Source organism: Mycobacterium sp. M23085, from assembly GCF_045343915.1.
Taxonomy (GTDB): Bacteria; Actinomycetota; Actinomycetes; order Mycobacteriales; family Mycobacteriaceae; genus Mycobacterium.
On sequence record NZ_CP174280.1, the window covers coordinates 1,056,046 to 1,082,523 of the forward strand.

Sequence of the window (26,478 nt, forward strand, 5' to 3'; positions counted from 1 at the left end):
CGGCGCTACTCACGAGCGCCGCTCCTCTTCATCGCTTTGCTCTGCATCGTCGACGGCGCTAGTCACGAGCGCCGCTCCTCTTCATGTCGCGATTCGAGCCAGCCGTCGTATTCGTGGCGGTGGTTGGCCCGGAAGCCGGTGTCGATCTGGACGCCGGACGGCAGCCGCCAGCGGATCGCCAGGATCCCGACCCGGCCCGTCATTCTGCGCTCCATGCGGATCTCCCCGATCGAGTCCCGCGGGATCCAAATCGGTTGCGCCCGGACGCGTTCCAGCATGATGCCCCCGTCGTAGCGGGTCAGCACCGCTTTGCTTCGGAAACCCAGATCGCCGGCCGCGATCCGCTCACTCCAGCCCGGCGCCATCATGGAACCGCAATAGTGGCCGCGGGTAGTTAGGGTCGCCGCCCCCACGTGGTCGGGTATCTCGGGCAACTGCCCGATCAGCTCGGCCTGCCGCTGCGAGCGACGATGCCAGGACCGCATCATCAGCTGGATCACCACGGTGATCACCAGCACCACCGCGGCCGCGAAGATCAGCGACCCGACCAGCGTGCCCGAATTCATGCCGGACACTTCCCATCTCGGGCGGTGACCTTGCCGCGCAACAGCGTCGCGGTCACAGTGGCGGGCAGGGTCATCGCCTCATACGGCGTGTTGGCCGACCGGCTGGCCAGATTGGACCCGGCCACGGTCCACGATGCCGTGGGGTCCACCACCGTGAGATTGGCCGGCTCGCCCACCTCCAGCGGGCGGCCGTGGTCGGGCAAGCCGACGATGCGCGCGGGATTTTCACTCATCACCCGGGCGACGTCACGCCAGGTCAACAGTCCGGGCGTGACCATCGTCTGCACCACGATGGACAGCGCCGTCTGCAGCCCCAGCATGCCCGGGCGCGCCGCGGCGAACTCGCAGCATTTCTCGTGCTCGGCGTGCGGGGCGTGATCGGTGGCCACACAGTCGATGACGCCGTCGGCCAGCGCTCGGCGCAGCGCCGCCGCGTCGGCGGCTTCACGCAGCGGCGGGTTGACCCGGTTCTGGCCGTCGTAACTGGCCAGCCTGCTGTCGTCGAGCATCAGGTGGTGCGGGGTAACCTCGGCGGTGATCGAGATCCCTTGGCCCTTAGCCCATTTCAAGATCTCGACGGTGCCCGCGGTGGAGGCGTGACAGATGTGTACCCGGGCGCCGGCGTCCCGCGCCAGTATCGCGTCGCGGGCCACGATCGACTCCTCGGCCGACCTCGGCCATCCCGCCAGACCCAGCCGGGCCGCGGTGGGTCCCTCGTGGGCGACGGCGCCGACGGTCAGCCGGGGCTCCTCGGCGTGCTGGGCGATGAGCACGCCCAGCCCGGTGGCGTATTCCAAGGCGCGCCGCATCACCAGCGGGTCGTGCACGCAGATGCCGTCGTCGGAGAACATCCGCACCTGTGCCGCCCCGGCCGCCATCATGCCCATCTCGGTGAGCTCTTTGCCGGCCAGGCCGACGGTGACGGCGCCCACCGGATGCACGTCGACCAGGCCGACCTGCTGGCCGCGATGCCACACGTGATCGGTGACCACCGGGCTGTCGGCCACCGGGCTGGTGTTGGCCATCGCGAACACCGCGGTGTAGCCTCCCAAAGCCGCTGCGGCCGAGCCAGTCTCGATGTCCTCGGCGTATTCCCGCCCCGGTTCACGCAGATGGGTGTGCAGGTCCACCAGGCCGGGCAGCAGCACGTGGTCGGTGGCGTCGACGACGTCGGCGGTGTCGGGAATGTCGAGACCGGCCTCGATGCGAGCGATCTGGCCGTCGTCGACCAGCACGTCGACGCGGTCGCCTTCACCGTACAACCGAACCCCGCGCAGCAGCACGCTCACGCCGCACCCTCTTCTCCGGCTAGTTCGGTGCCGACCAGGACATGGAAGAGCACCGCCATTCGCACATGTACACCGTTAGAAACCTGTTGCAGCACAGCCGATTGCGATGAGTCGGCCACCGACGAGGCGATCTCCATGCCGCGCAGCATCGGCCCCGGGTGCAGCACCACCGCGTGGCCGGGCAGCATCGCCTGGCGGCGATCGGAAAGCCCGTACAGCGAGGAGTATTCGCGTACCGACGGGAAGAACCCGCCGTTCATCCGCTCGGCCTGCACCCGCAGCATCAGCACCGCGTCGGCGGCGGGCAGTTCGGCGTCGAAGTCGTTGGAAACGGTGACCGGCCAGTCCTCGACGCCGACCGGCAGCAGTGTCGGCGGCGCGACCAGCACCACCTCGGCGCCCAGGGTTGCCAGCAGCATCACGTTGGACCGGGCGACCCGGCTGTGCAGGATGTCGCCGACGATCACGACGCGACGGCCCTCGATGCCGCCGAGTCGCTGGCGAATGGTGAGCGCGTCCAGCAGTGCCTGGGTCGGGTGCTCGTGGGTTCCGTCGCCGGCGTTGATCACCGATGGCCCGCCGTCGTCGTTGGCCGCGGTCCAGTCGGCGAGCAGGTGCGCGGCGCCGGAGGCCGGGTGCCGGATGATCAGCGCGTCGGCGCCGGCGGCGCGCAGCGTGAACGCGGTGTCGCGCAGCGACTCCCCCTTGCCCACCGACGATCCGGACGCGCTGACGTTGATCACGTCGGCGCTCATCCACTTGCCGGCCACCTCGAAGGAGACCCGGGTCCGGGTGGAGTTCTCGTAGAACATGGTGACGATGGTGCGGCCGCGCAGCGTCGGCAGCTTCTTGATCTCGCGACCCACCAGCGCCTGCGCGAACCGGTCGGCGTCGTCGAGGATGGCGGTGGCGTCATCGCGGCTCAGGTCGCCGGCCGCCAGCAGATGGCGTGTCATCGGGAGATCACCACCCCGTCGTCACCGTCGGTTTCGCTCAGCAGCACGTGCACGCTCTCGCTGCGCGAGGTGGGGACGTTCTTGCCCACATAGTCGGCGCGCAGCGGGAGTTCGCGGTGGCCGCGGTCGACCAGCACCGCCAGCTGCACCACCCGCGGCCGGCCGACGTCGCGCAGCGCGTCCAGCGCGGACCGCACCGACCGGCCGGAGTACAAGACGTCGTCCACCAGGATCACCAGGGCGCCGTCGATGCCGCCGGCCGGAATCGAGGTGGCCTCCAGCGGCCGCGGCGGTTTTTGCATCAGGTCGTCGCGGTAGAGCGTGATGTCCAGGGCGCCGTGGCCCACCTCGACGCCGCTGTATTCGGCGATGTTGGTGGCCAGCCGATCGGCGAGAATGACACCGCGGGTCGGTATGCCGAGCAGCACCACCCGCGGCGCGTCGGGACCGTCCAGCGCGGTCTTTTCGATGATCTGATGTGCAATGCGGGAAATGGTGCGGCCCACATCGGCCGCCGACATCAACTCCCGGGAATCGCTGCCTTTCAAACCGGCGGAGCCGGTGTCACCCGCAGCACCCATGCGAAACTTGACCTCCTTCTCCGCCTCGCCGGACGGATCGTTAAAGGATGTCGACTGCGACGCAGCCTAGCACTTATTTCGAGGACGGCGCCGCCAGGCGCGGGTGGTGCCGGTCGCCCCTCACCCGCGCTGGTCACATCAGCCCCATCAGTCCCGGGGCTGGGGCATGCCGGGGCGCGTTTCGTCGCGGGGAGGCCGGCATGGATTGCGCCCGGTTCGTGAGCGACGGGAGCCTACTGAGCAGGCGGAGGAGGCGGCGGCGGCCAGGTGCGGCGTGGCTTGATGGGCCCGCAGTTGAGGCCGATCTTGCAGTCCCAGCGGCTTGCCTGGGGTTGCGGCGTATCGCAGCAAACGTCATCCGGCGAGGTGGGCGTCGGTTCCACGGTCGTCCCGGGGTCCGACAAATGGGTGGGCGGGACATCAGCGCCGCCGACTCCGCTGAGCGCCAGGGCAAACGCGGCGGCGCCACCGCACGCTGCGGCAATCGTCCTGGCCTTGTGGTTGGCCATGACGCCCAATTCTAATTTTTCCGTACCGAATGTATAGGGGCCGCGGGCGCCGGGGCGGAGCCGTCCAGCTCAGGGCCCAGCGCCTCTAGGTGCAGCGGTATTGCCCGTTGAGGACACAGTTCGCCGGTGGCGAGAAGGAACCGGTCACCGCGCCTCTGAGACCACCCGTGGCTGAACCACCGGGTGCGATGACGCGATTCCAGTTCGCGGGGGTGAGCACATAGTGCGTGCCGGATTGGGTGAGGGTGCTGTTCCACGTGTGCAAGACGGATTCTCCGGCCGGCAAGTCGAATTCGAGCTTCCAATCGGTCAGCGGCGCCGTGCTCGAATTGGTGACGATGAAGCGGGCGATGAAACCGGTTTGCCACGCATGTTCCACCGACAAGGTCGCCATCACCGCAGCCGCATGGGCCACGGGGGTGACGACGAGTCCGGGGATGGCGACCAGCACTGCCGACACGGCTACGTGAAGCGCTGTGCGCCAGCGCTTCACATGATTGTTCAGCCCGCCCATGACAGCCAACACTAGAACCAAACAGGTGTCATCGGCACTCGCATCGCGGCTAAGCTGCAGTACCTTTGCGCAACCGAAACCGTGATGAAATTTTGGCCTCGCAGACGCCGACACCGCGCGACGATTAGCCTGACCAGGTGAATCTTGATGGCAATGCCGCTTCCATCCGCGAAGTGTGCGACGCCGGCCTGCTCGCCGGCGCGGTGACGGTGGTCTGGCGGAGCGGAGAACTGCTACAGGTCAACGAGATCGGCTCCCGCGACGTCGAAGCGGGTCTGCCGATGCAGCGCGACACGCTGTTTCGCATCGCCTCGATGACCAAGCCGGTGACCGTCGCGGCGGTGATGAGCCTGGTCGACGAGGGCAAGCTGACGCTCAAAGATCCGGTCACCCGGTGGGCCCCGGAGCTGGCCGACGTGCGGGTGCTCGACGATCCGCACGGCCCGCTGGACCGCACGCACCCGGTGAACCGGGCCATCCTGATCGAGGATCTGCTCACCCACACCAGCGGGCTGGCCTACGGCTTCTCGGTGTCCGGGCCGATCGCCAAGGCCTATATGCGGCTGCCGTTCAACCAGGGCCCGGACGCCTGGCTGGCCGAGCTGGCCAAGCTGCCGCTGGTGCACCAGCCCGGTGACCGCGTCACCTACAGCCACTCCATCGACCTGCTGGGCGTCGTCGCCTCCCGCATCGAGGACAAGCCGTTCCACCAGGTGCTCGACGAACGGGTCCTGGGTCCCGCGGGGATGACCGACACCGGGTTCTTCGTCTCACCCGAGGCGCGGCGCCGCGCGGCGACCATGTACTCACTCGACGAGCACAGCCGGCTGCATCACGGCGTGATGGGCCCACCGCACATCACGCCGCCCTCGTTCTGCAACGCCGGCGGCGGATTGTGGTCGAGCGCCGACGATTACCTGCGGTTCGTGCGAATGCTGCTCGGCGGCGGAACGGTCGATGGCGTGCGGGTGCTCTCGGCGGAGTCCGTCCGGCAGATGCGGACCGACCGGCTCACCGAGGAACAGAAGCGGCACAACTTCCTGGGCGCGCCGTATTGGGTCGGTCGCGGCTTCGGCCTGAACCTGTCGCTGGTCACCGATCCCGCCAAGAGCGCACCGCTTTTCGGGCCGGGCGGCCTCGGCACGTTCAGCTGGCCCGGCGCCTACGGAACCTGGTGGCAGGCTGACCCCAGCGCTGATCTGATCCTGCTCTACCTGATTCAGAACCTGCCGGACCTGACGGTCGATGCCGCCACGGCGGTGGCCGGCAACACGTCGCTGGCCAAACTTCGCACGGCTCAACCGAGATTCGTCCGCAACACCTATCGCGCCCTCGACCTCTAGAGTCACATCCCGATGCCCGAGTACCCACCCGACCGGATCAGCGGTCCGCGGCTGTTGCTGCGCCCGCCCGCGCTCGACGATGCCGGGCCGCTGTTCCAGCGGGTCGCCCGCGATCCGCAGGTCACCAAGTACCTGTTGTGGGCGCCGCACCCGGATGTGGCCGCCACCCGGCGGGTGATCACCGAAAAACTCAATGCCAGCGCCGACGAGAAGACCTGGGTCATCGAGTCGCGGCACCGCGGCGAGGTGATCGGGCTGGCCAGCTGTCGACGCACCGCCGCCCACTCGGTGGAGGTCGGCTACTGCCTGGGCCGGCGCTGGTGGGGCAAGGGTTTGATGTCCGAGGCGCTCGGCATGCTGCTCACCGCGCTCGACGCCGATGGCGAGGTGTATCGCGTCTGGGCCACCTGCAGTGTGGACAACGAGCGCTCGGCGCGACTGCTCGAGCACGCCGGCTTCTTTCTGGAGGGACGGCTGGCCCGGCACGCGGTCTACCCCACCATGGGCCCCGAACCGCAGGACAGCCTGCTCTACGCCAAGATTCTGCGCTGACTAGCGTTTCTCGGCCAGGCCGTCCCGCTCGAGCGCCCGGCGTGCATAGGCCCGCACGTCGGCGTCGCCGTCCTTGAGCGCAAGCCCCAGCGCGTCCCGGGCGGCGGGCTCCCCGGCCCACCGGGTCAGGCTGAGCACGGCGGCCTTGCGCACGTCCAGGTGGGCGTCGCCCAGCGCCTCGGCCAGATGCGGAACCGCGAAGTCGACCGGCGCCCCGGCCAGCGCGCGTGCCGCGCCTTCCCGGACCTGCCAGGCCGGCGCCCGCAACGCCTGCTTGATGACGGCGTAATCGTCTTGGCCGCAACCTAATTGGCCCAGGGCGGCCAGCCCGGCCGCGCGAACCAAGGGGTCGGAGTCGGCCACCAGCCGGCGCACGGCCCGGCCGGCGGGGGCCGCCCCCCTCAGCGTCGCCAGCCCGGCCGCCGCCGCGATGCGCACCTCGCGGTTCTCATCACCCACGGCGGTCACCACCCCCGCGACGTCGTCGACGGACACCAGCGCCCGCACGGCCTCGATGCGCACCCGATGGTCGACATCGTCGAGGGCGCGACGGAATTGTGCGGCGTCACCGACCCGGCGCGCGGCCAGCACGTACAGCACGGCCGCGCGCACCGCCCGATCGGCCGAATCCAGATGCGCCCGAACACTTTCCGGCTCGGGCAGCACCTCGACCAGCTCACGGATGCCGTCGGCGCCGGTGCTGCGGACCGCGGCGGCGTCGTCGCTCAGCGCGGCCACCAGTGCCGGCGCGTACCCGTCGGGAATGTGCTCGGTCAGGGTCGACACCGCGGTGCGGCGTACGCCGGGATCCGGATCGGTGAGGTAGGGCCCCAGGTCGGCCATCGTGGGCTCCTCGAGCGCCAGCACCTCGGCGATGCGCGGCGACGGTGGCTCGAATACCGTAGCGGGCGAGTCGATTCGGGACACTGCGGTAGCCGGGGCTTGACCGCCGACCAGTGGTGGCTGCTCCACCGGGTACACGGTCTGGTCGGTGGGCGGCAGCCCGTCGAGCTCCGACACCGGCACGAAATACGGCGCCACCGGCCGCTTGAGGAACACCATCTGACCCCCGGCGTCCTTGCGCAGGTTGAGGTGATAGCCCCATTGGTTGTCATCGCGGCCCGGCAGGTCGGCACGGTCGTGGTAGAGGCCCCAACGGGATTCGGTGCGGGTGTGCGACGAACGGGCGGCCATCTCGGCACAATCCCGGATGAACGACACCTCCACCGCGCGCATCAGCTCGTGCGGATTGCGGGCGCCCATCTCCGCGATCTCGGTGCTCATCCGCTCGAAGGTGCGGATGGCCAGCGACAGCTTGGCCCCGGTCTTGGGGGGCGCGACGTAGTCGTTGACGAAGCGACGCAGCTTGTATTCGACCTGGGGTTGCGGCGGGCCATCCGGATGGCGCAGCGGCCGGTAGATCAGCTCGTGCGCCTCACGCACCTGCTCGGCCGGAAGTTGTTGCGGTGCGACGACTTCGGCCAGGGTCGAGGCGGCGTGTGTGCCGGCCAGATCGCCGAACACGAAGGCCCCGATCATGTAGTTGTGCGGGACGCAGGCCATGTCACCCGCGGCGTAGAGGCCGGGCACGGTGGTGCGGGCATGCTCGTCGACCCACACACCCGACGCGGAATGACCACTGCACAACCCGATTTCGGAGATATGCATCTCGATGTCGTGGGTGCGGTAGTTGTGGCCGCGGTTGGCGTGGAAGGTGCCCCGGGTGGGCCGCTCGGTGGTGTGCAGGATGTTTTCCAGCGCCGTCAGCGTCTCGTCGGGCAGGTGTGACACCTTGAGGTAGATGGGTCCGCGCGCGGAATCGATCTCGGTTTTGACCTCGGCCATCATCTGCCCGGACCAGTAGTCGGAGTCGACGAACCGCTCGCCGTGCGCGTTCACCTGGTAGCCGCCAAAGGGATTGGCCACGTAGGCGCATGCCGGGCCGTTGTAGTCCTTGATCAGCGGGTTGACCTGGAAGCACTCGATGCCGGACAGCTCCGCGCCGGCGTGGTAGGCCATCGAGTAGCCGTCGCCGGCGTTGGTGGGGTTCTCATAAGTGCCGTACAGGTAGCCCGACGCGGGCAATCCGAGGCGGCCGCACGCGCCGGTGGCCAGGATGACCGCCTTGGCGCCGACCGTGACGAACTCCCCGGTGCGCGTGTGCAGCGCCGCGGCACCGACGGCGCGGCCGCCGTCGACCAGCACCCGGACCGGCATCAGCCGGTTCTCGATCCGGATCTTCTCCCGCATCGACCGCTGCCGCAGCACGCGATACAGCGCCTTCTTGACGTCCTTGCCCTCCGGCATCGGCAGCACGTAGGAGCCCGAGCGGTGCACCCGGCGCACGGCGTACTCGCCGTGCTCGTTCTTCTCGAACTTCACCCCGTAGCGCTCCAGCCGCTGCACCATCGCAAAGCCGCGGGTGGCGGTCTGGTACACGGTGCGCTGGTTGACGATTCCGTCGTTGGCGCGGGTGATCTCGGCGACGTAGTCCTCGGGTTCGGCCTTGCCGGGGATCACCGCGTTGTTCACCCCGTCCATGCCCATCGCCAGGGCGCCGGAGTGGCGCACGTGGGCCTTCTCCAGCAGCAGCACCTGCGCGCCGTGCTCGGCGGCCGACAGCGCGGCCATGGTGCCCGCGGTGCCGCCGCCGATGACCAGCACGTCACAGTCGAGCCGGACCGGGGTGGCCGGGTCGGGAATCTGCATCATGCCGCCACCGCCGAGTGGTCCAGTGCCGCAATGACTTCGGCGCGCAGCGCGGCGCGCTGCCGGTCGGCGCGCGGCTCCGGCACATCGACCAGGGTGCGCAGTGGCTGACCGGCCCTGCCCAGCACCGCGATGCGATCACCCAGCAGCAGCGCCTCGTCGACATCGTGGGTGACGAACACGATCGTCGTGGGATGGGCGCGCCAGGTGTCGATCAGTAAACGCTGCATGGCGGTACGGGTCTGAGTGTCCAGCGCGCCGAAGGGTTCGTCCATCATCACCGCGCGCGGCGCGCCGGCCAGCCCGCGGGCCAGTTGAACGCGCTGCCGCATCCCGCCGGACAGCCGCTTGGGCAGATAGTCGCCGAAGCCGGTGAGACCGAGCTCGGCGATCCAGCGGTCCGCCTCGGCGCGCCGGCCGGCCCGCGGCACGCCGCGCAGCCGCAGTGCCAACTCGATGTTGGAGCGCACGGTGCGCCATGGCAGCAACGCGTTGTCCTGGAACACCATGCCCCGGTCGCCCGAGGTGCTCGTCACCTCGTCGCCGTCGGCCACGATCCGGCCCTCGTCGGGCCGCAGCAGTCCCGCCAGGGCCCGCAGCACCGTCGACTTGCCGCAGCCCGACGGGCCGGTGAGCACCAAAATCTCCCCGGGACGCACCGTCAGGCTCAGCCCGTCGATCACCGGTTCCCCGGTGTAGGACAAGCGAACTCGATCCAGTTCCAGACTCACTCCGGCCTGTTCTACCGTCATCGCTGCTCCTCCTCTGCCCGCGGCAGCCAGCTGGTCACCCGACGGCCCACCAGCTCGACGGCCGCCGCCGTCGCGAAACCCAGCACGCCGATGGTGATGATGCCGACGAAGACCTGGGGATAGGCCAGCACGGTGTAGTCCTGCCAGGTGCGATAGCCGATCCCGAGCCGGCCGGAGATCATCTCCGCGGAGATCACGCAGATCCACGCCACGCCCATGCCGACCGAAAGGCCGCCGAACACCCCCGGCAGGATGCCCGGCAACACCACCTGCTTGAGCACATCCCACCGGCCACCGCCCAGCGTGCGCACCGAGTCCTCCCACAGCGTTGGCAGCGCCCGCACCGCGTGCCGGGTGCTGACCAGGATCGGGAAGTACGCCGCGAGGAAGGTGATGAACACGATGCCGGCCTCGTCGGTCGGGAACAGCAGGATCGCCACCGGCACCATCGCGATGGCCGGAACGGGTCTGACCAACTCCGTGAGCGGGCCGACGGTGTTGGCGAACAAGCGGGACCGGCCCAGCAGCACGCCCGTCGTTACGCCCACCACCGCGGCCAATCCGAAGCCGGTGAGAATGCGGATCAGCGACTGCGCCAGGTCAAGCCAGTACTCGGAGGTGTCGAGCCGGCGTCCCAGCGCGTGCACGATCTCGGTGACGGTGGGCAGCGTGTCGAAGCGCAGCAGCAGCCGTACCTTGTCGGCGGTCAGCACCTGCCACAACCCGACCGCGGCGGCAACCGACGCCAGGCGCACCAGCCGCCACCGCCACGGCGAGCCGGCACGCCGCGGGTTGGCCGTCGCCGGGACCGCGTCGACGACTTGCGCAGATACCGGGGCTGCCGGGTCGCCGGCGAGATAGGCGGTCATACCGAACCTCCAAGGGCCTGCTGGTAATTCACGATGCTGCCGCCCGGGTGGGCGGCGAGGTAGCGGTGCGCGCCGGCCGGCGTTCCGAACGGCAGGTAGTTCTGGCCGGCTTGCACCCAGACCGCCTTGTCGGCGAACCACCGGGTGCCCAGCTCGGCGTCGGGGACGTAGGCGGCGCGGACTTTGGCGCCGCGGGCGGAGGCGTCTCGCACCGCCCGGAGTAGGCTGGTAGGGTCGGCGACCGTTTGAGTGGAATCCGCACCGTCCAGCCACAGTTCGCTTGCCAGGGCGGGATTTCCGCGCAGCGTGGACGGGTTGGCGGTGGCGGCCCGGGCCGCGTCGTAGTTCAGGCCGCGAGCGCCGAACACGGTGCGCAGCGGCTTATCCTGGACGAAACCGGATACGTCGAGGTCGGCAAAGTCACCGATCGACTTCAGGTATGGCACATCGTTTTTCAGCGCGTCGACCAGTGAAGGTTTGAGCGTGGTGTCGAACGAGGTGCCACCGGGACCGTTGTAGAGGTACACCACCTCCTGCGGCAGACCGCTCCCCTGGGCGACGATACGCGCGGCCTCCAGTGGTTTTTGGTTCAGGAAGTCGGTGGCGTCGAGTTGGGCCTGCAGAAACGCGCCCAGCACCTCCGGATGAGACGACGCGTACGAGCGCCGCACCACCACCCCGTGCAGGGTGGGCAGGTTCAGTTCGGCCCCGTCGTACAGCAGTTTGGCCTTGCCCTGGTACACCAGCAGCCCCGGCCAGGCGACGAACTGCGAAAGGCCTTGCACCTGACCGGATTCCAGAGCAGAGGCGCCCACTTGCGGTTGCTGGTTGAGCACTTCCACACCCTTGATTCCGGCCCTGTCCAGCGCCCGCATCAAGGTGCCGTGACCGGCCGACCCGACACTCGCCGAGACCTTGGTGCCGGCCAGGTCGCTCAATGTGGTCGCCGGCGAACCGGGCGCCACCACCACCATGTTGAGGGCGCCCTTCGGGTTGTAGCCGGTGATGGAGACGATCTCGGTTTTCGCCAGCGGGTTGGCCTGCGTCTTGGAGCCGTTGATCAGCATGGGGTAGTCGCCCATCGAGCCGATGTCGATCTTCTCGGCGAGCATCTGGGCGGTGATCGGGGCTCCGGTGTCGTAATCCTGCCATCGCACCGCGTATTTGGTGCCGGTGCGGGTGGCGATGTCGGCCAACCGGTGCTCCAGGTAGCCCTGCGCGCGCAGCAGCGTGCCCGCGGTGACGGTGTTGATGGTCTTGGATTGATAGCCCACCACCACGTTGACCACACCGGATGACTGCGACAGGGATTCCAGTGAGCAGCCGGAGGTGAGCGCGGCGATCGCCATCACCACCGACGCCGGCCGGATGGCGCGTCGTTTCATCAAAGATCCTGGGGTTGAACGCTTTTCAGCGAAGGAGATAGGGCATGTTGACCGTGACGGCGCCGGTCGGACAGCGGGCCGCGCAGGGGCCGCAGTACCAGCACTCATCGACGTGCATGAAGGCCTTGCCGGTGTCGGGGTTGATGGCCAGCGCGTCGAGCGGGCAGACCTCCACGCACAGCGTGCAGCCGTCGATACAGAGCGACTCGTCGATGGTGACCGGCACGTCGGCGCGGTTGTTGTTGATCAGCGTCACGGGTTGCTCCTCATCAAGTTGCCGCGCATGGTGATTCGGTCGCCGCGCATCCGGATGTACTCCAGGTCGACGGGTGTGCCGTCGGCGAGACTGGTGAGCCGCTCCAGCATCAGCAGCGCCGCGCCGTCGGGCACCTGCAACGTGGCCGCCGAGTGCGCGTCGGCGGGAATGGCCTCCAGCGCCAGCGCCGCCGAGCCCAGCCGCTGCCCGCTGACCTCCTCGATGAGCGCGAACAGGTCGTCGGTCTCCAGCGGATGGTCGAGCACCTGGCGGCCGACGCCCGGGGCGAGGTAGGTGAGGTCGAGGCTCAGCGGGAGATCGCCCAGGTATCGCAGTCGCTCGACGAACACCGCCTGCTCGCCCGGTTGCAGCCGCAACCGGCGGGCCACCGACGGCGGCGCGGTCACCGGCATCGCGGCGCGCACCTCGTTGCGGACCTCACCGAGATCCTTGAACGTCTCCTTCAGACCCAGCAGGGCGTCGAGCCCGTGGTCGTACTTGCGCTGCGCCACGTGCGTGCCGACCTTTGGTCCGCGGTCGATCAGGCCCTCGTGCTTGAGGACGGTCAGGGCCTCGCGAATGGTGTTGCGTGAGGCCGAGAATTCGGCGGCCAGCTCCAGTTCGGCGGGCAGGCCCTCCGGATAGGCGTCGGCGTGGATCTGCTGGCGCAACACATCGGCGACCCGGCGGGCACGGTCTGCCCTGGGCCCCTGGATGGGTACTGGTTGCGCCACGGGAGTCACGCTAACGCAGCTCAAGGCCGTTTTCCGGGTCGCCGATGCGGCCCAGCGCCGGCGGCCGCGGGTATTGCGCCGGGCCGCCTTCGGGCCCGACCAGCCAAAACCGCCACCCGTCGCGGTATTGCGCCACCTGCCGCGACTCGTCGGCTTTGTGATCCCGGTGAGCAGAATTTGCCATCCCGTGGTCCCGACGATTCCCGGGCGAGCCCTCGACGGCGCAAGATGGCTTGCATGACTGACGTTTCGAAACACGCATGGACCAAGGTGCCGGCCGTCACCCTGGGCTTCTGGGTCATCAAGGTGCTGGCGACGACGTTGGGCGAGACCGGCGGTGACACCGTCACGATGACGCTGAATTGGGGGTACGCCGCCGGGGTGGCGATCTTCGGGGTCGCGCTGGTGGCTCTGGTCGCGGCGCAGATCCTGGCCAGGCGATTCCATGCGGCCCTCTACTGGGCGACGATCGTGGCCTCGACGACGTTCGGCACCGTGCTGGCCGATTTCGCCGACCGATCCCTGGGCATCGGTTACACGGGGGGATCGCTGCTGCTGCTGGCGTGTCTGCTGGCCACCCTGGCGCTGTGGCGTTGGTCGCAGGGCACCGTATCGGTCAGTACCGTCTCGACGCCCAAAGTCGAGGCCTTCTACTGGGCGACCATCACGTTCTCGCAGACGCTGGGCACCGCGCTCGGCGACTGGCTGGCCGACACGCGCGATTTCGGTTACGAACGCGGCGCACTGGTTTTCGCGGTCGGCCTGGCCGCGGTCGCGGCCCTGTACTTCTGGACCCCCGTCTCGCGGGTCGCGTTGTTCTGGGTCGCGTTCATTCTCACCAGGCCGCTGGGGGCGACCGTGGGTGACTTCATCGACAAGCCGGTCGCCGACGGCGGCCTGGCGTGGAGTCGCCCGCTCGCCTCGGCGGTGCTCGCGGCGCTCATCGCGGTGTTGCTCGTCGTCATACCGCAGCGTCCCGGTCGCCACCCCGGCCAGCCTAAAGACGATGTCGCAGAAGCCCATCCGGATGCCGGTATCGAGCAACCGGACCGCGATGCCCATTGACCGGCCGCTCCACAGGCCGCGCTCATCGAGAAGTCAATTCGCTGACCGGGCTCCACCCGCGACAACGGCGGTGATGGGCGATGATTCTCAACGATTTCACAGTGATGTGACCGTACGGTCGGTGAGGTCGGTAGTGACGACGGCACAAAGGAGCGGGGATGCCACCCGGCACGCAGCAGCGTCAGGCCACGGCCCTCATGATGCTTCCCCCGATGTGGTTGAGAGAGTCCCCCATTGAGGAATGCCCGACGATGTGGTTCAACCGCGACTTCTTCCAACAACCGTGGCCTGACTGGGAAGTCGACGTCGACATCGACAGCATGACAACATTCTTCAGCCACACCAATCCCGGCGAGACCATCGTCGGCCACCCGGTGCGCATCCGGCTGGAACACCCGGGCGTCGTGTGGGTGGCCACCAACCGGTTCTGCCGGATGGGCGGCCCGTTCGCCGAGGTGCTGATCGAGGCCTGCTGGCCCGATTGAGGGCGCTCCGGCGCGCGACGTAGCGTTGAAAGATGAGGGTCCTGCTCGTCGAGGATGAACCACTGCTGTCCGCCACCGTGGCCAGAGGGCTCACGGCGGAGGGGTTCGTCGTCGTGGCCGCCGGCAGCGGCGACGAGGGCCTGCGGGAGGCCACCGAAAACACTTTCGACGCAGTCGTTCTCGACATCATGCTGCCCGGCCTCAGCGGTTACGAGGTACTGCGCCGGATGCGGTCGCACAACGTGTGGACACCGGTGCTCATGCTGACCGCCAAGGACGGTGAGTATGACGAAACCGATGCCTTCGACCTGGGTGCGGATGACTATCTGACCAAGCCGTTCTCCTTCCGCGTACTGGTGGCGCGGTTGCGGGCGTTGATCCGTCGCGGCGCACCGGCGCGGCCGGTGGTCTTGAAAGCGGGGACGCTGGCGCTGGATCCCGCCCGGCACACGGTCAACCGGGGCTCGACCCCGATCGCGCTCACTCCCCGCGAATACGGGCTACTCGAGTTCTTGATGCGGAACAAGGACGTCGTGGTGACCAAGGCCGAGATCCTGCGGAACGTCTGGGATGCGCACCATCACGGCCCCGACAACGTGGTCGAGGTCTACGTGGGATACCTGCGCCGCAAGATCGACGTTCCCTTCGGCACCAACACCATTGAAACGATTCGGGGTGTCGGTTACCGACTGCTGTGCTGAGACACCGGCAACGTCACGATCATCTGGGTTCCCCCGCCGGGCGGATCGTCGATGGTGACCGAACCCCCGTGTGCGGCAACGACCTCGGCGACGATCGCCAGGCCCAGGCCCGTCCCTCCCCCGCTGCGGGCCCGATCGGAGTCCAGCCGCACGAAGCGTTCGAACACCCGGTCGCGGTCGGGGGGGTCGATCCCGGGTCCGTCATCGGTGACCGTGAGAATTGCCGTCCCGTCCTGTCCGCCGACCTCGATCGTGACACACGAAACCGCGTGGCGCACAGCGTTGTCCACGAGGTTGCGAACCATGCGTGACATTGCCACCGGGTCGGCGTCCAGCTGCACGGGGCGGGTATCGGTGTGGATGGCGCACCTGGCGTCGCGCCGCACTCGGGCAACTTCGGCCTCGGCAAGCTCATCCAGGCCGATCTCTTCTCTGTGCCGCACCAGGCGCTGCTCGTCGGCGCGGGCCAGCAGCAGCAGATCCTCGATCAGGGTGTGCATGCGCTGCGCCTCGGGCAGCAAGGTGTTGACCGCCAGCTCGGCGTCGAGCAGATCGGGATGGGCCTCGGCCACTTCCAGACCGGAGATGATGGTGGTCAGTGGATTGCGCAACTCGTGTGACGCGTCACCGACAAAGCGTTGCTGCGCAAGGTGACCCGCTTCCAGCCGCGAGAGCATCTCGTTCATGGTGACGGCCAGGGCCGCGATCTCGTCGTGGGTGTCCGGTACCGGCACCCGCTCGCCCAGATCCGACGTCGAGATGTCGGCCACCCTGGTCCGGATGGCGTCCACCGACTGCAACGACCGGCGCACCAGCCAGTAGGTCGCCCCGGCGACCACCCCGACGATGACCGGGGCGCTGCAGGCCAGCAGGATCGCCAGCGTCCGCGCGGTCGCCTCGACCGCCTCGCTGCCGCCTCCCGCCAGCACCGTGTACACGCCGGATCGCGTCGCGACCTTCTGGCCGCTGACACGCATGTCGTCACCGGCCACCGCGTCATCGGGCAGGCCGCGGCGCAGGGTGAAGTCGAACTGGTTCGCCGGCACCAGCGGTGTCTTCGGGGCGGATCCGGATCGCTTGACCACGTTGCCATCCGGACCGATCAGTTGGGTCGCGACCACCCGCTGGTCGGTGGCCAGCAGTCGACTGTCGAGGTCGTCAGGCGAAGCGGACTGCAGCGCCTTGCCGATGTCGCGGACCCGTTCGGCGGCGGCGTAGTCGACGCCCGCCAACAACGAGCGGTACAGGATCGCGTCCAAGCCCGCGCCGGCCACGCTGAGGGCGCACAGTACAACGAGCGCCGACACCGCGGCCGAGCGAGCCGAAATGCCCCAGTGCGGCAACCGGCGCGAGCGCACTCGCCCGCTGCGCCGACACAGCCAGACATCGGATACCCGCACGCCTTTGATTCTGCAGGCCGGCGGCCTCCGCTGAAAGCACCGAGCTCCGCATGCTCAGCTGCTGTCGGCGACCGACGGCACGGCCGGGGTGTCGTTGGCGCCGTTGTTGCGCCCGCCGTTCGTTCCGGACGCGTCCGCCGGCAGCTCGAACGTCGCGGTCACCGAACCCACCGCCGCCATCGCGGCGGTGCGTTGCGCCTCCATCCGCGCCAGCGCCGTCTCGGTGAAGACCGACAACCCGAGATCCGGGTTGTAGCCGTGGATTTCCTTGACGTCGAGCTGGGCCAGGAAGTAGACGATCTCCTTGGAGACCACCTGACCCGGCACCAGCACCGGGAACCCCGGCGGGTAGGGCACCACGAAGGTGGTCGACACCAGGGTCTTGCCCTCGGCCAGTCGTCGCCCGGCCATGCCGATCAGCACGTGTTCGCGATCGGACTCCTCGTATCCGGCGTAGAACGCCGACCGCATGTCACCGAACTTGCACTCGTCGACGGGCCGGAACGCGACGTCGAATTCGCTGAAGTCGGGCAGATGCGGCAGATCCTCGGTGATCTCCTCGACGTGGCGCTGCTGCAGCGCCCGGTCGGCGACGCTGGCCGCCTTCTCGGCGCGGTCGAAATCGGTTGCCACCCTTCGCAACACGTCGAGCAGGTAGTGCACGCTCGACCAGGTGACGCCGATGGTGAAGATCAACAGCACGCTGTTGATCGACGTCTTGTTGATCTGGATGCCGAATCGCTCCATCAGGATCTTCTCGCGGAAGTCGTAGCCGTTCATCCCGGTCGCGCCGACGAACAAGGTCGCCCGCGTCGCGTCCAGCACGAACTGGTCGGAGCGCCACGCCTCGTTCCACTCGGCCAGCGCCCCCTGCCTGACCTGGCGATAGGAGCTCACCGAGGACTCCCGGAACTCCTCTGGCACCAAATCGGATTCGTCGAGGATGCGGAACCACTTGCTGATCAGCCGGTCTTTGCGCACCCGATGCCGGAAGACCAGCGCCATGTCGTAGACCTGCCGGACCAGTTGAAAGCCTTCGATGTCGACCTGCCGGCGCGCCAGATCCAGCGACGCCAGCAGTTGCTGGTTCGGCGACGTCGAGGTGTGGGTCAGAAACGCCTCACCGAACGAATCCCGGGTGAGCGCGTTGAAATCCTGGTCGCGCACGTGGATCATCGACGCCTGCCGCAGCGCCGACAGCGACTTGTGCGTGGAGTGCGTGGCGTAGACGCGGACGCGCGCGGCCGCCGGGTCGGGCATCAGCTCACGCTCGATCCACTCCGACCGGTCCACTCCCGCCATGGACGCGGCCCATTTCCGGTATTCCTCAGCGTATTCCGGCGACGCCAGCATCTGCTCGAGACGCTCGGCGGACACCATCGCGGTCCGCTGCCGGGCCCACGGCACGGCCGTGGCGAACGCGTACCAGGCCTCGTCCCACAGGAAGCAGACGTCCGGCTTGATGGCCAGCACCTCCTGCATGACCTGCAGCGGGTTGTAGACCACGCCGTCGAAGGTGCAGTTGGTCAGCAGCAGCATGCGGACCCGGTCCAGCTGCCCGGACGCCTCCAGGTCCAGCAGCGTCTGCTTGATGGTGCGCAGCGACACCGCGCCGTAAATCGCGAACTGCGGCAGCGGATACGCGTCCAGGTACAGCGGGTAGGCGCCCGCCAGCACCAGCCCATAGTGGTGCGACTTGTGGCAGTTGCGGTCGATCAGCACGATGTCGCCCGGCCGGGTCAGCGACTGCACCACGATCTTGTTGGCGGTCGACGTCCCGTTGGTGACGAAGTAGGTGTGGTCGGCGTTCCACGTCTTGGCGGCCTTGTCCATCGCCTTCTTGATGTTGCCGTGCGGGTCGAGCAGCGAGTCCAGGCCGCCGGAGGTGGTGGAGGTTTCGGCCATGAAGATGTTGCGGCCGTAGAACTCCCCCATGTCCTGCAGCGACCGGGAGTTGAAGATGCTGGCGCCGCGCGCGACCGGCAGGGCGTGGAATTGGCCGACCGGCGCCGCCGCATACGCCCGCAGCGCGTCGAAAAATGGTGTGGCATAACGGTTCCGCAGCCCGGCGAGCACCGTGCTGTGCAGGTCGGTGACGTCGTTGAGCCGGTAGAACGTCCGATCGTAGACGTCGGGTTCGGTGTCGTCACCGGCCGCGATCGACTCGTCGGTCAGCAGATACAGGTCGATGTGGGGCCGCAGCTCCCTGATCCACTCGCCGCACTCCACCCAGTAGTTGGCGCGGTCCGGAATGCCGTCGCCCGCATCCTCGTTGGGCCCGAGCAGCGTGTTCATCAGCGGCAGCCGGTCGCGGGACCGGAGCGGCAGGTCGTCGCGGATGATCGCGGCCTGGATCTCCCCGTTCAGCGCCACCGCGGTGATGGCGTCCTCGACGCTGGGAACCACCAGGATCTCGAATTGCACGTCGTCGGACGGCGACCGCAGCGCGCGCAGGCACTCGGCCAGGCTGTCCGGCGCCGAGCTCGGGGCGTCGTCGGCCAGCAGCACGGTGTAGAAGTGCTGCTGCTTGGCCTGGGCCACCAGCTCCTGGTCATCCAGCGGCGCCGACGTGTCGAAAAGCCCTGCGCGGTCGCCATATTCGCTGAGCAACCGCACGGCCAGGGAGACCTCTTCGGTGAGCCGCACCGTGGACAGGCTCTCCAGGTGGGCGCGGAAGACCGCCAGATTCGCCGCGCCGGGGTACAGCCAGTACCGCTCGTAGGCGGCGATGCGGTCCATCAGGCGCTTCACCCGCGCCACGTCGTGGGTTTTGTCCAGTCCGGCCAGATCGACCTCGGCGAGGTGACGGCAGGCGTCGTCGAGCAGGTTCCAGGTGTCGATCCGCGCGTACGACGGGTTGGCCACGGCCGCCAGTGCGGACACTCGGAGTCGCCGCGGCTGGTTGCTGTATCGATTCATGGCCTCACCTGTTCTTCTCGGATCGCCGCCGCTGACGTGCCGCTCGTATTGTGAACCCGCTGCGCCATGCCCGTGGGCGTTTCACCTCAGCCCGATCAGTGGCCCGCTTCGTCATCGCCGTCCACCACGCGCCGATTACCCCGGGTGCTGTCCGCCCAGCGCAACATGGGCAGCTCCCAGCGACGGGCCGGCAGCTCGGTGACATCGCTGAGCGAGCGCACCACGCCCTGCGTGAGCCCCATGATGGCGGCCATCACCGGCAGCAGCGGCTGCAGCGGCTTGGCCGCCGAGCGCACCGTGCGGATGCGACGGGCGACGGCCACCCGTTCGACGCAGTGATACAGCCAGGCGCCCACACCCAGCGCGTAGATCGAGAGCACCGAGGCGACGATGGTCAGGCGAAATGCGGCGCAGATCACCGCACCCACCACCACTGTGGCGGCCAGGACGGCCGCCACGAGCAGGCGCAGCTCCAGCCGGGTCATGGCTGGGGCCCGGGGTCCTCCGGTGTGCCGGCGGTGTCGGAACCCACCGAGTTTCCGACCGCCTGGGCGGCTGCCCTGATCTGCGGCGTCACCAGCATGACGTGGCCGAGCACCCCGTTGACGAAGCCCGGCGAGTCGTCGGTGGACAGCTCCTTGGCCAGTTGGACGGCCTCGTCGACGGCGACCGGCTCCGGCACGTCGTCGGCGTACAGCAGCTCCCATACCGCGACCCGCAGGATCGCGCGGTCCACGGCGGGCAGCCGGTCCAGCGTCCAGCCCTGCAGATGCGAGCTGATCAGGTCGTCGATGTGCGCGGCGTGTTCGCCCACCCCCCTGGCCGCCGCGGCCGTATACGGCTGCAGGGGCGCGACTTCGGGGTTCGTCTCGGCGAGCCCGGTCCGGACGTCGACCAGCTGCGCCGGGGTCAGCCCGCGGGCCTCGGCTTCGAACAACAGGTCGACGGCGCGTTTGCGGGCGTGATGGCGTCCCCGGACGGGTTTGCTCACGCGTTGATGCGCCCCAAGTAGCTGCCGTCGCGCGTGTCCACCTTCAGCTTGTCGCCGGTGTTGATGAACAGCGGCACCTGGATCTCGGCTCCCGTCTCCACGGTGGCCGGCTTGGTGCCGGCGCTGGACCGATCGCCCTGCAGGCCCGGCTCGGTGTGGGTGACCTCCATCTCCACCGACACCGGCAGCTCGATGTACAGCGGCGCCCCGTTGTGGAACGCCACCTGTACCGGCAGGCCCTCCAGCAGGAACCGGGCGGCGTCGCCGACCAGCGACTCGGGCAGCGGGTGCTGCTCGTAGTCCTGGCTGTCCATGAACACGAAGTCCGATCCGTCGCGGTACAGGTAGGTGGTGTCGCGCCGGTCGACGGTGGCGGTCTCCACCTTGACGCCGGCGTTGTATGTCTTGTCGACGACCTTGCCGGAGAGCACGTTCTTCAGCTTGGTCCGCACGAAGGCCGGGCCCTTGCCCGGTTTGACGTGCTGGAACTCGACGATCTGCCACAGCTGGCCGTCGATCACCAGCACCAGTCCGTTCTTGAAATCGGCAGTGCTTGCCACGGTTCGGTATATCTCCTCGGACGTTGGACAGTCGTCTGCGCGAACTGTCTATAACTTGTCGGCCAGTTTAGAGCGCTCCGCGGCCGGCCCCGGCGGGCCGGGGTGCTGTGGTTCGGCCGGTGCCGATCGCAGGCGCGACGCTAGGTCAGGACGGCCAGCTCCTTGGAAAACTTGGTGAGCAATTCCGGCGGCTTGCCGGCCGCCTCTTCCGTCACCACCAACGTGTCCTCGATGCGCACGCCGCCCCGGCCGGGCAGGTACACGCCGGGTTCCACGGTGACCACGGATTCGGCCAGCAACGTGCCGGTGGACGTGGCGCCGATACCCGGTGCTTCGTGGATCTCCAGGCCCACGCCGTGGCCCAGGCTGTGGCTGAACTGCTCGCCGTAGCCGGCGTCGGCGATCACCTGGCGAGCCGCGGCATCCACCCCGCGCAGGTCGGCGCCGGCGTGCAGCGCCTCCCGGCCGGCCCGCTGCGAGTCCGCGACCAGCTGGTAGATCTCCAGCTGCCAGTCGGCCGCCTTGCCGAGCACGAACGTGCGCGTCATGTCGGAGTGGTAACCGCCGACCAGCGCACCGAAGTCGATCTTGACGAAATCGCCGCTGGCCAGCGCCGCGTCGGTGGGGCGGTGATGCGGGATCGCCGAATTCGCCCCGGCCGCCACGATGGTCTCGAACGAGATCGCGTCGGCGCCGTGGTCGAGCATCAGGGCCTCCAGCTCGCGGCTGACCTCGCGTTCGGTCCGGCCGGGCCGCAGGCCGCCACGCGCCACCAGATCGGTCAGCGCCGCATCGGCCGCCTCGCACGCCAGCCGCAGCAACGCCACCTCGCCGGCGTCCTTGACCTCACGCAACGCCTCGACGGTTCCGGCTGCCTTGACCAGCTCGGTGTGCGCCTTCCGCTCGTCCAGCTCGCGAGTCAGGGCGTCGAATCCGTCGACAGTCACGACGTTGCTTTCGAAGCCCAGCTTCTGCGCGCCGGCGTCGGCGGCCCGCGCGGCCAGGTAGCGCCCCAGGGCCCGCTCGATGGCGACCTCCAGGTCCGGTGCCTGCTCGGCGGCCTGGGTTCGGTACCGGCCATCGGTGGCCAACACGGGGTCGCGATCGTCGGCGAACACCAGCAACGCGCCGTTGGACCCGGTAAAACCGGACAGGTAACGGACGTTCACCAGGTCGGTGACCAGCAGCGCATCCAACCCGCCGGCCTCAAGTCGCGTTCTGAGTTTGTCTCGACGCTGTGAATGTGTCACAGGTCTTGACGGTACTCGCTACGCTTTTGGGCCATGAGTAACTGGATGCTGCGCGGATTGGTCTACGCCGTGGCGATGGTCGTGGTCCGATTGTTCCAAGGTGCACTGATCAACGCGTGGCAGACAAACGCCGGGCTGTTCAGCGTGACGCTGCTGATTCTGTTCATCATCGGCGTGGTCATCTGGGGGGTGCTGGACGGGCGGGCCGACGCCATCGCCAACCCCGACCCGGATCGCCGCGGCGACCTGGCAATGACCTGGCTGCTGGCCGGCCTGGTGGCCGGTGTGCTCAGCGGGCTCGTCTCCTGGCTGATCGCCATCGTGTACAGCGGCCTGTACACCGGTGGGCTGCTCAACGAGGTGACGACGTTCGCGGCCTTCACCGCGCTGTGCGTCTTCCTGCCCGCAATCATCGGCGTGACCATCGGGCGCTGGCGGGTGGACCGCAATCCGCCGGCGCGCCGGCCCGGCACCGACGACGAGCGCGCCGACACCGACGTGTTCTCCGCGGTGCGTGCCGACGATGCGCCCACCGGCGAGATTCCCGCGCAGGCTTCCGGCGCCCATGCCGAGCCGCGGACGTCGGCGGTCGCCACGGCCGAGCGCGAGGCACCGACCGAGACGGCGGCCACCACCGACTCGCCGACCGAAACCATCGCCCAGCACGAGGACGACCCGAAGACCGAGGTGATCCGCACCCGCGGCGGCGACGATGCAGAGCACACCAAGCCGGGCGACGAGCGCGACAGGGGCTAGCTGTCGGCTCCAGGCTTCCCGGCGAGATAGCGCAGGGCGAGCAGGTAGCCCTGCACCCCCAGCCCCACGATCACCCCGGTCGCGACCGGACTGAGGTACGAGTGGCGCCGAAATTCTTCGCGCGCATGCACATTGGAGATGTGCACTTCGATCAGGGGTGCACTCAACTCGGCGCACGCGTCGCGCAGCGCCACCGATGTGTGGGTGAGGCCGCCGGCGTTGAGGATCACCGGTTCCCCCGCGTCGGCCGCCGAATGGATCCAGTCCAGCAGTTCGGCTTCGCTATCGCTTTGTCGCACAACGGCTTTGAGACCGAGCGCGTCGGCTTCCCGTTCGATCAGCGCCGCCAGCTGCTCGTGCGTCGTGTCGCCGTACACGTCGGGCTCGCGGCGGCCCAGCCGGCCCAGGTTGGCGCCGTTGATGACGTGCACCGTCGTGGTCATGAAGCCTCCGCGAGCCCGGCATAGGCCGCCGCCAACAGCGACGGGTCGGGGCCGGCCAACCGGCCCGGTTTGGCCAGTCCGTCGAGGACGACGAACCGCAGCACCCCGGCCCGTGACTTCTTGTCTCCGGCCATGTATTCCAGCAACTGCGGCAACGCATCGGCGTCGTAGCTGACCGGCAGGCCGAGCGCGGACAGGATGGTGCGGTGCCGCTGCGCGGTGGCATCGTCGAGCCGGCCGGCCAGCCGGGCCAGTTCGGCGGCGAAGACCAGGCCGACCGACACCGCGGCGCCGTGCCGCCACTGGTAGCGCTCGCGACGCTCGATCGCGTGACCCAACGTGTGTCCGTAGTTGAGGATTTCGCGCAGCTCCGACTCTTTCTCGTCGGCGGCCACCACCTCCGCCTTGACCGCGATCGCGCGGCGGACCAGCTCCGCCAGCACGTCACCCGACGGGTCCACCGCGGCCTGCGGGTCGGCCTCGATGAGGTCGAGGATCATCGGATCGGCGATGAATCCCGCCTTGACGATTTCGGCCATCCCCGCGACGAGTTCGTTGTGCGGCAAGGTCTGCAGCGTGTCGAGGTCGACCAAGACGGCGTGCGGCTGGTGGAACGACCCGACCAGGTTCTTGCCCGCGTCGGTGTTGATCCCGGTCTTGCCGCCGACGGCCGCGTCGACCATGCCGAGCAACGTGGTGGGCACGTGCACGATGTCGACGCCGCGCAGCCAGGTGGCCGCCGCGAATCCGGCGACGTCGGTGGCCGCGCCGCCGCCGAGGCTGACCAACGCGTCTTTGCGCCCGATCCCGATGCGGCCCAACACTTCCCACAGGAACCCCACCACCGGAAGGTCCTTGCCCTCCTCGGCGTCCGGGATTTCGATGCGGTGTGCGTCAATGCCCTTGTCCGCCAACCGGCTCCGGATCACCTCGGCGGTCTCGGTCAGCACCGGTTGGTGGACGATGGCCACCTTGTGCCGACCGCCGAGAAGTTCGTCCAGCTCACCCAGCAAGCCGGTACCGATGATCACCGGGTACGGCGGAGCGACGGCCACCTCGATGGTGACCGGATCGTCCGGGCGCGTCATGTGGCGGCCCCGGCGGGCGCCTGCAACCGCGACACGATGTAGCGCACCACCGCGCCGGGGTTGCGCCGGTTGGTGTCGACGCGCATGGTGGCCGCCCGCCGGTACAGCGGGCTGCGTTCGGCCATCAGCGCGCGGTACTTGTCGGCGCGATCGGGCCCGGCCAGCAGCGGACGCACGGTGTTGCCGCCGGTGCGCCGCACACCCTCGGTGGCACTGATCTCCAGGTAGATGACGGTGTGACCGGCGAGCGCCTCGCGGACCCCTGCAGTGGTGACCGCGCCGCCCCCGAGCGACACCACGCCGTCGTGGTCGCCCAGCGCGGCGCGCACCACCTCTTCCTCGATGCGGCGAAATTCCGCCTCGCCGTCGGTGGCGAAGATGTCGGCGATGCGGCGCCCGGTGCGCTGCTCGATGGCCACATCGGTGTCCAGGAAATCGACCCCGAGCGCCTTGGCCAGCCGGCGGCCGATGGTGGACTTGCCCGATCCCGGCAGGCCCACCAGGACGGCTTTGGGCGCCATTACGCGGTACCCCGGGCGGCCGGCGCCTCCCGCTCGGCGACCGCCCGCCGGTAGGCCTCGACGTTGCGACGCGTTTCGGCCAGCGAATCGCCACCGAACTTCTGCAGCGCCGCGCGGGCCAGCACCAGCGCCACCATGGCCTCGACCACCACGCCGGCGGCGGGCACCGCGCACACGTCGGAGCGCTGGTGGATGGCGACGGCCTCGTCGCCGGTCGCCATGTCGACGGTGGCCAACGCCCGCGGCACGGTGGAAATGGGCTTCATCGCGGCGCGAACCCGCAGCGGCTGGCCGTTGGTCATGCCGCCTTCCAGCCCGCCGGCGCGGTTGGTCGAGCGGACCACCCCGTCGGGGCCGGGATACATCTCGTCGTGGGCGCGGCTACCGCGGCGGCGTGCCGTCTCGAAGCCGTCGCCGATCTCGACGCCCTTGATCGCCTGGATGCCCATGACGGCGGCCGCGAGCTGGCTGTCCAGCCGATTGTCTCCGCTGGTGAACGAGCCCAGCCCGACGGGCAGGCCCAGGACCACCACCTCGACCACACCGCCGAGCGTGTCGCCGTCCTTCTTGGCGGCCTCGATCTCGGCGATCATCGCCTCCTCGGCGGCCTTGCCGAAGGCGCGCACCGGGCTGGCGTCGATCGCGGGCAGGTCGCCCGGCCCGGGCGGCGGGCCGTCGTAGGGCGCCGACGGGCCGATCGCGATGACGTGCGAGAGCACCTCGACGCCGAGCGCCTGACGCAGGAACGAGCGGGCGATGGTGGCGGCCGCGACGCGCGCCGCCGTCTCGCGGGCGCTGGCCCGCTCCAGCACCGGCCGGGCGTCGTCGAAGCCGTACTTGAGCATGCCCGCGTAGTCGGCGTGCCCGGGCCGCGGCCGGGTCAGCGGCGCGTTGCGCGCGCTGTCCGCCAGCTCCCCCGGGTCGACCGGGTCGGGCGCCATCACGGTCTCCCACTTCGGCCATTCGGTATTGCCGATCTCGACGGCGATGGGCCCGCCCAGGGTGACGCCGTGACGCACCCCGGCCAGCACGCTCACCGCGTCACGCTCGAACGCCATCCGGGCGCCGCGACCGTACCCGAGGCGCCGACGGGCCAACTGTTCCGAAATGTCGAGGGAGGTGATCTCCACACCGGCGACCATGCCTTCGAGCACGGCCACCAGCGCGCGGCCATGCGACTCCCCAGCAGTGATCCAACGCAACACGGGTCCCATCTTCCCATGTCGACTTCCGAAAGCCGATTCGCGCAGTCCGCGGCGGTATCAGGTCCGCGCGCGGCGCTTG

28 protein-coding genes are annotated in these 26,478 nt (G+C 68.9%); 6 read left to right on the plus strand and 22 right to left on the minus strand.

All coding sequences use genetic code 11. The features are described 5' to 3' along the window. Window positions 1–62: 62 nt before the first annotated feature. The 5 genes from ACIUM1_RS04335 to ACIUM1_RS04355 all read right to left on the minus strand — a co-directional run bounded on the left by ACIUM1_RS04335 (window position 63) and on the right by ACIUM1_RS04355 (window position 4,415). Complete coding sequence (locus ACIUM1_RS04335) at window positions 63–566, minus strand: transporter (RefSeq protein WP_406816041.1); 504 nt, start codon at window positions 564–566, stop codon at window positions 63–65. Next, window positions 563–1,855, minus strand: coding sequence for a dihydroorotase (locus ACIUM1_RS04340; protein WP_406816042.1), 1,293 nt, complete (start codon window positions 1,853–1,855; stop codon window positions 563–565). Before ACIUM1_RS04340 ends, ACIUM1_RS04335 begins: the two co-directional genes overlap by 4 nt. After that, entirely contained in the window at window positions 1,852–2,811 is a 960-nt protein-coding gene (locus ACIUM1_RS04345) for an aspartate carbamoyltransferase catalytic subunit (protein ID WP_406816043.1), read from the minus strand. Before ACIUM1_RS04345 ends, ACIUM1_RS04340 begins: the two co-directional genes overlap by 4 nt. Further along, a complete protein-coding gene (gene pyrR / locus ACIUM1_RS04350) occupies window positions 2,808–3,392 on the minus strand; it encodes a bifunctional pyr operon transcriptional regulator/uracil phosphoribosyltransferase PyrR (protein ID WP_406816044.1) in 585 nt (194 codons plus the stop codon). Before pyrR ends, ACIUM1_RS04345 begins: the two co-directional genes overlap by 4 nt. Window positions 3,393–3,986: 594 nt before the next feature. Continuing rightward, window positions 3,987–4,415 carry a cellulose-binding domain-containing protein gene (locus ACIUM1_RS04355; protein WP_406816045.1) on the minus strand — a complete coding sequence of 143 codons (429 nt, stop codon included), beginning with the start codon at window positions 4,413–4,415 and terminating at the stop codon, window positions 3,987–3,989. A gap of 137 nt (window positions 4,416–4,552) precedes the next feature. Between ACIUM1_RS04355 and ACIUM1_RS04360 the strand changes: the two genes are divergently transcribed. Both ACIUM1_RS04360 and ACIUM1_RS04365 read left to right on the plus strand, forming a co-directional pair. Beyond that, window positions 4,553–5,758, plus strand: coding sequence for a serine hydrolase domain-containing protein (locus ACIUM1_RS04360; RefSeq protein ID WP_406816046.1), 1,206 nt, complete (start codon window positions 4,553–4,555; stop codon window positions 5,756–5,758). A gap of 12 nt (window positions 5,759–5,770) precedes the next feature. Then, window positions 5,771–6,310 carry a GNAT family N-acetyltransferase gene (locus ACIUM1_RS04365; RefSeq protein WP_406816047.1) on the plus strand — a complete coding sequence of 180 codons (540 nt, stop codon included), beginning with the start codon at window positions 5,771–5,773 and terminating at the stop codon, window positions 6,308–6,310. On the opposite strand, the gene ACIUM1_RS04370 is transcribed toward ACIUM1_RS04365, so the two are convergent. The 7 genes from ACIUM1_RS04370 to ACIUM1_RS04400 are packed head-to-tail and all read right to left on the minus strand — an operon-like array spanning window position 6,311 to window position 13,199. Continuing rightward, complete coding sequence (locus ACIUM1_RS04370) at window positions 6,311–9,022, minus strand: fumarate reductase/succinate dehydrogenase flavoprotein subunit (RefSeq protein ID WP_406816048.1); 2,712 nt, start codon at window positions 9,020–9,022, stop codon at window positions 6,311–6,313. Beyond that, complete coding sequence (locus ACIUM1_RS04375) at window positions 9,019–9,771, minus strand: ABC transporter ATP-binding protein (RefSeq protein WP_406816049.1); 753 nt, start codon at window positions 9,769–9,771, stop codon at window positions 9,019–9,021. The genes ACIUM1_RS04370 and ACIUM1_RS04375 overlap by 4 nt, the downstream gene beginning before the upstream one ends. Then, window positions 9,768–10,640: an ABC transporter permease gene (locus ACIUM1_RS04380; RefSeq protein WP_406816050.1), complete on the minus strand. Its 873-nt coding sequence runs from the start codon at window positions 10,638–10,640 to the stop codon at window positions 9,768–9,770. Before ACIUM1_RS04380 ends, ACIUM1_RS04375 begins: the two co-directional genes overlap by 4 nt. Beyond that, window positions 10,637–12,025, minus strand: a complete 1,389-nt coding sequence (locus tag ACIUM1_RS04385) for an ABC transporter substrate-binding protein (protein ID WP_406816051.1) — start codon at window positions 12,023–12,025, stop codon at window positions 10,637–10,639. The genes ACIUM1_RS04380 and ACIUM1_RS04385 overlap by 4 nt, the downstream gene beginning before the upstream one ends. 25 nt (window positions 12,026–12,050) lie before the next feature. Then, window positions 12,051–12,281 carry a ferredoxin family protein gene (locus tag ACIUM1_RS04390; RefSeq protein ID WP_064885673.1) on the minus strand — a complete coding sequence of 77 codons (231 nt, stop codon included), beginning with the start codon at window positions 12,279–12,281 and terminating at the stop codon, window positions 12,051–12,053. Then, entirely contained in the window at window positions 12,278–13,024 is a 747-nt protein-coding gene (locus tag ACIUM1_RS04395; RefSeq protein ID WP_406816052.1) for a GntR family transcriptional regulator, read from the minus strand. The genes ACIUM1_RS04390 and ACIUM1_RS04395 overlap by 4 nt, the downstream gene beginning before the upstream one ends. 1 nt (window position 13,025) lies before the next feature. Then, window positions 13,026–13,199 carry a hypothetical protein gene (locus ACIUM1_RS04400; protein ID WP_406816053.1) on the minus strand — a complete coding sequence of 58 codons (174 nt, stop codon included), beginning with the start codon at window positions 13,197–13,199 and terminating at the stop codon, window positions 13,026–13,028. 53 nt (window positions 13,200–13,252) lie between these two features. Between ACIUM1_RS04400 and ACIUM1_RS04405 the strand changes: the two genes are divergently transcribed. The 3 genes from ACIUM1_RS04405 (at window position 13,253) to ACIUM1_RS04415 (ending at window position 15,266) form a co-directional block, all read left to right on the plus strand. Beyond that, window positions 13,253–14,080 carry a hypothetical protein gene (locus ACIUM1_RS04405; protein ID WP_406816054.1) on the plus strand — a complete coding sequence of 276 codons (828 nt, stop codon included), beginning with the start codon at window positions 13,253–13,255 and terminating at the stop codon, window positions 14,078–14,080. Window positions 14,081–14,238: 158 nt separating this feature from the next. Then, window positions 14,239–14,565, plus strand: coding sequence for a hypothetical protein (locus ACIUM1_RS04410; protein WP_406816055.1), 327 nt, complete (start codon window positions 14,239–14,241; stop codon window positions 14,563–14,565). Between the two features lie 32 nt (window positions 14,566–14,597). Next, window positions 14,598–15,266, plus strand: a complete 669-nt coding sequence (locus tag ACIUM1_RS04415; RefSeq protein WP_406816056.1) for a response regulator transcription factor — start codon at window positions 14,598–14,600, stop codon at window positions 15,264–15,266. Here ACIUM1_RS04415 and ACIUM1_RS04420 read toward each other — a convergent pair. The 6 genes from ACIUM1_RS04420 to ACIUM1_RS04445 all read right to left on the minus strand — a co-directional run bounded on the left by ACIUM1_RS04420 (window position 15,248) and on the right by ACIUM1_RS04445 (window position 22,386). Then, window positions 15,248–16,624, minus strand: coding sequence for an ATP-binding protein (locus ACIUM1_RS04420; protein WP_406817526.1), 1,377 nt, complete (start codon window positions 16,622–16,624; stop codon window positions 15,248–15,250). The genes ACIUM1_RS04415 and ACIUM1_RS04420 overlap by 19 nt on opposite strands. A gap of 96 nt (window positions 16,625–16,720) precedes the next feature. Next, a complete protein-coding gene (locus ACIUM1_RS04425; RefSeq protein ID WP_406816057.1) occupies window positions 16,721–19,585 on the minus strand; it encodes an aminotransferase class I/II-fold pyridoxal phosphate-dependent enzyme in 2,865 nt (954 codons plus the stop codon). Window positions 19,586–19,680: 95 nt separating this feature from the next. Next, a complete protein-coding gene (locus ACIUM1_RS04430; protein ID WP_406816058.1) occupies window positions 19,681–20,070 on the minus strand; it encodes an antitermination protein NusB in 390 nt (129 codons plus the stop codon). Then, entirely contained in the window at window positions 20,067–20,576 is a 510-nt protein-coding gene (nusB, locus tag ACIUM1_RS04435) for a transcription antitermination factor NusB (RefSeq protein WP_406816059.1), read from the minus strand. Before nusB ends, ACIUM1_RS04430 begins: the two co-directional genes overlap by 4 nt. Then, window positions 20,573–21,136 carry an elongation factor P gene (efp, locus tag ACIUM1_RS04440; RefSeq protein ID WP_406816060.1) on the minus strand — a complete coding sequence of 188 codons (564 nt, stop codon included), beginning with the start codon at window positions 21,134–21,136 and terminating at the stop codon, window positions 20,573–20,575. The genes nusB and efp overlap by 4 nt, the downstream gene beginning before the upstream one ends. A 140-nt stretch (window positions 21,137–21,276) precedes the next feature. Continuing rightward, the gene (locus ACIUM1_RS04445; protein WP_406816061.1) at window positions 21,277–22,386 is read right to left on the minus strand and encodes a M24 family metallopeptidase; all 1,110 of its coding nucleotides are present in this window, start codon (window positions 22,384–22,386) and stop codon (window positions 21,277–21,279) included. A gap of 33 nt (window positions 22,387–22,419) precedes the next feature. Between ACIUM1_RS04445 and ACIUM1_RS04450 the strand changes: the two genes are divergently transcribed. Beyond that, complete coding sequence (locus ACIUM1_RS04450) at window positions 22,420–23,142, plus strand: B-4DMT family transporter (protein ID WP_406816062.1); 723 nt, start codon at window positions 22,420–22,422, stop codon at window positions 23,140–23,142. Here the strand turns inward: ACIUM1_RS04450 and aroQ are convergent. Genes aroQ through aroC form a run of 4 tightly spaced genes read right to left on the minus strand, consistent with a single transcriptional unit; the run spans window position 23,139 to window position 26,399 of the window. Next, a complete protein-coding gene (gene aroQ, locus ACIUM1_RS04455) occupies window positions 23,139–23,585 on the minus strand; it encodes a type II 3-dehydroquinate dehydratase (protein ID WP_406816063.1) in 447 nt (148 codons plus the stop codon). The two genes, ACIUM1_RS04450 and aroQ, sit on opposite strands and share 4 nt — an antisense overlap. Further along, window positions 23,582–24,673: a 3-dehydroquinate synthase gene (aroB, locus tag ACIUM1_RS04460; RefSeq protein WP_406816064.1), complete on the minus strand. Its 1,092-nt coding sequence runs from the start codon at window positions 24,671–24,673 to the stop codon at window positions 23,582–23,584. Before aroB ends, aroQ begins: the two co-directional genes overlap by 4 nt. Then, on the minus strand, window positions 24,670–25,194 hold the full coding sequence (locus ACIUM1_RS04465; RefSeq protein WP_406816065.1) for a shikimate kinase: 525 nt from the start codon (window positions 25,192–25,194) through the stop codon (window positions 24,670–24,672). Before ACIUM1_RS04465 ends, aroB begins: the two co-directional genes overlap by 4 nt. Then, a complete protein-coding gene (gene aroC / locus ACIUM1_RS04470) occupies window positions 25,194–26,399 on the minus strand; it encodes a chorismate synthase (protein WP_406816066.1) in 1,206 nt (401 codons plus the stop codon). The genes ACIUM1_RS04465 and aroC overlap by 1 nt, the downstream gene beginning before the upstream one ends. Window positions 26,400–26,478: the final 79 nt, after the last annotated feature.

Bases quoted from the DNA above. Each gene is read 5' to 3' on its own strand.
- ACIUM1_RS04430 (WP_406816058.1), bottom strand. From the start codon at position 20,070: ATGACCCGGCTGGAGCTGCGCCTGCTCGTGGCGGCCGTCCTGGCCGCC.
- ACIUM1_RS04405 (WP_406816054.1), top strand. From the start codon at position 13,253: ATGACTGACGTTTCGAAACACGCATGGACCAAGGTGCCGGCCGTCACC.
- ACIUM1_RS04380 (WP_406816050.1), bottom strand. From the start codon at position 10,640: ATGACCGCCTATCTCGCCGGCGACCCGGCAGCCCCGGTATCTGCGCAA.
- ACIUM1_RS04425 (WP_406816057.1), bottom strand. From the start codon at position 19,585: ATGAATCGATACAGCAACCAGCCGCGGCGACTCCGAGTGTCCGCACTG.
- ACIUM1_RS04355 (WP_406816045.1), bottom strand. From the start codon at position 4,415: ATGGGCGGGCTGAACAATCATGTGAAGCGCTGGCGCACAGCGCTTCAC.
- ACIUM1_RS04370 (WP_406816048.1), bottom strand. From the start codon at position 9,022: ATGATGCAGATTCCCGACCCGGCCACCCCGGTCCGGCTCGACTGTGAC.
- ACIUM1_RS04345 (WP_406816043.1), bottom strand. From the start codon at position 2,811: ATGACACGCCATCTGCTGGCGGCCGGCGACCTGAGCCGCGATGACGCC.
- ACIUM1_RS04465 (WP_406816065.1), bottom strand. From the start codon at position 25,194: ATGGCGCCCAAAGCCGTCCTGGTGGGCCTGCCGGGATCGGGCAAGTCC.
- ACIUM1_RS04385 (WP_406816051.1), bottom strand. From the start codon at position 12,025: ATGAAACGACGCGCCATCCGGCCGGCGTCGGTGGTGATGGCGATCGCC.
- ACIUM1_RS04450 (WP_406816062.1), top strand. From the start codon at position 22,420: ATGAGTAACTGGATGCTGCGCGGATTGGTCTACGCCGTGGCGATGGTC.
- aroQ (WP_406816063.1), bottom strand. From the start codon at position 23,585: ATGACCACGACGGTGCACGTCATCAACGGCGCCAACCTGGGCCGGCTG.
- aroB (WP_406816064.1), bottom strand. From the start codon at position 24,673: ATGACGCGCCCGGACGATCCGGTCACCATCGAGGTGGCCGTCGCTCCG.
- ACIUM1_RS04335 (WP_406816041.1), bottom strand. From the start codon at position 566: ATGAATTCGGGCACGCTGGTCGGGTCGCTGATCTTCGCGGCCGCGGTG.
- ACIUM1_RS04365 (WP_406816047.1), top strand. From the start codon at position 5,771: ATGCCCGAGTACCCACCCGACCGGATCAGCGGTCCGCGGCTGTTGCTG.
- ACIUM1_RS04400 (WP_406816053.1), bottom strand. From the start codon at position 13,199: ATGGCAAATTCTGCTCACCGGGATCACAAAGCCGACGAGTCGCGGCAG.
- ACIUM1_RS04375 (WP_406816049.1), bottom strand. From the start codon at position 9,771: ATGACGGTAGAACAGGCCGGAGTGAGTCTGGAACTGGATCGAGTTCGC.
- pyrR (WP_406816044.1), bottom strand. From the start codon at position 3,392: ATGGGTGCTGCGGGTGACACCGGCTCCGCCGGTTTGAAAGGCAGCGAT.
- ACIUM1_RS04410 (WP_406816055.1), top strand. From the start codon at position 14,239: ATGCCACCCGGCACGCAGCAGCGTCAGGCCACGGCCCTCATGATGCTT.
- ACIUM1_RS04415 (WP_406816056.1), top strand. From the start codon at position 14,598: ATGAGGGTCCTGCTCGTCGAGGATGAACCACTGCTGTCCGCCACCGTG.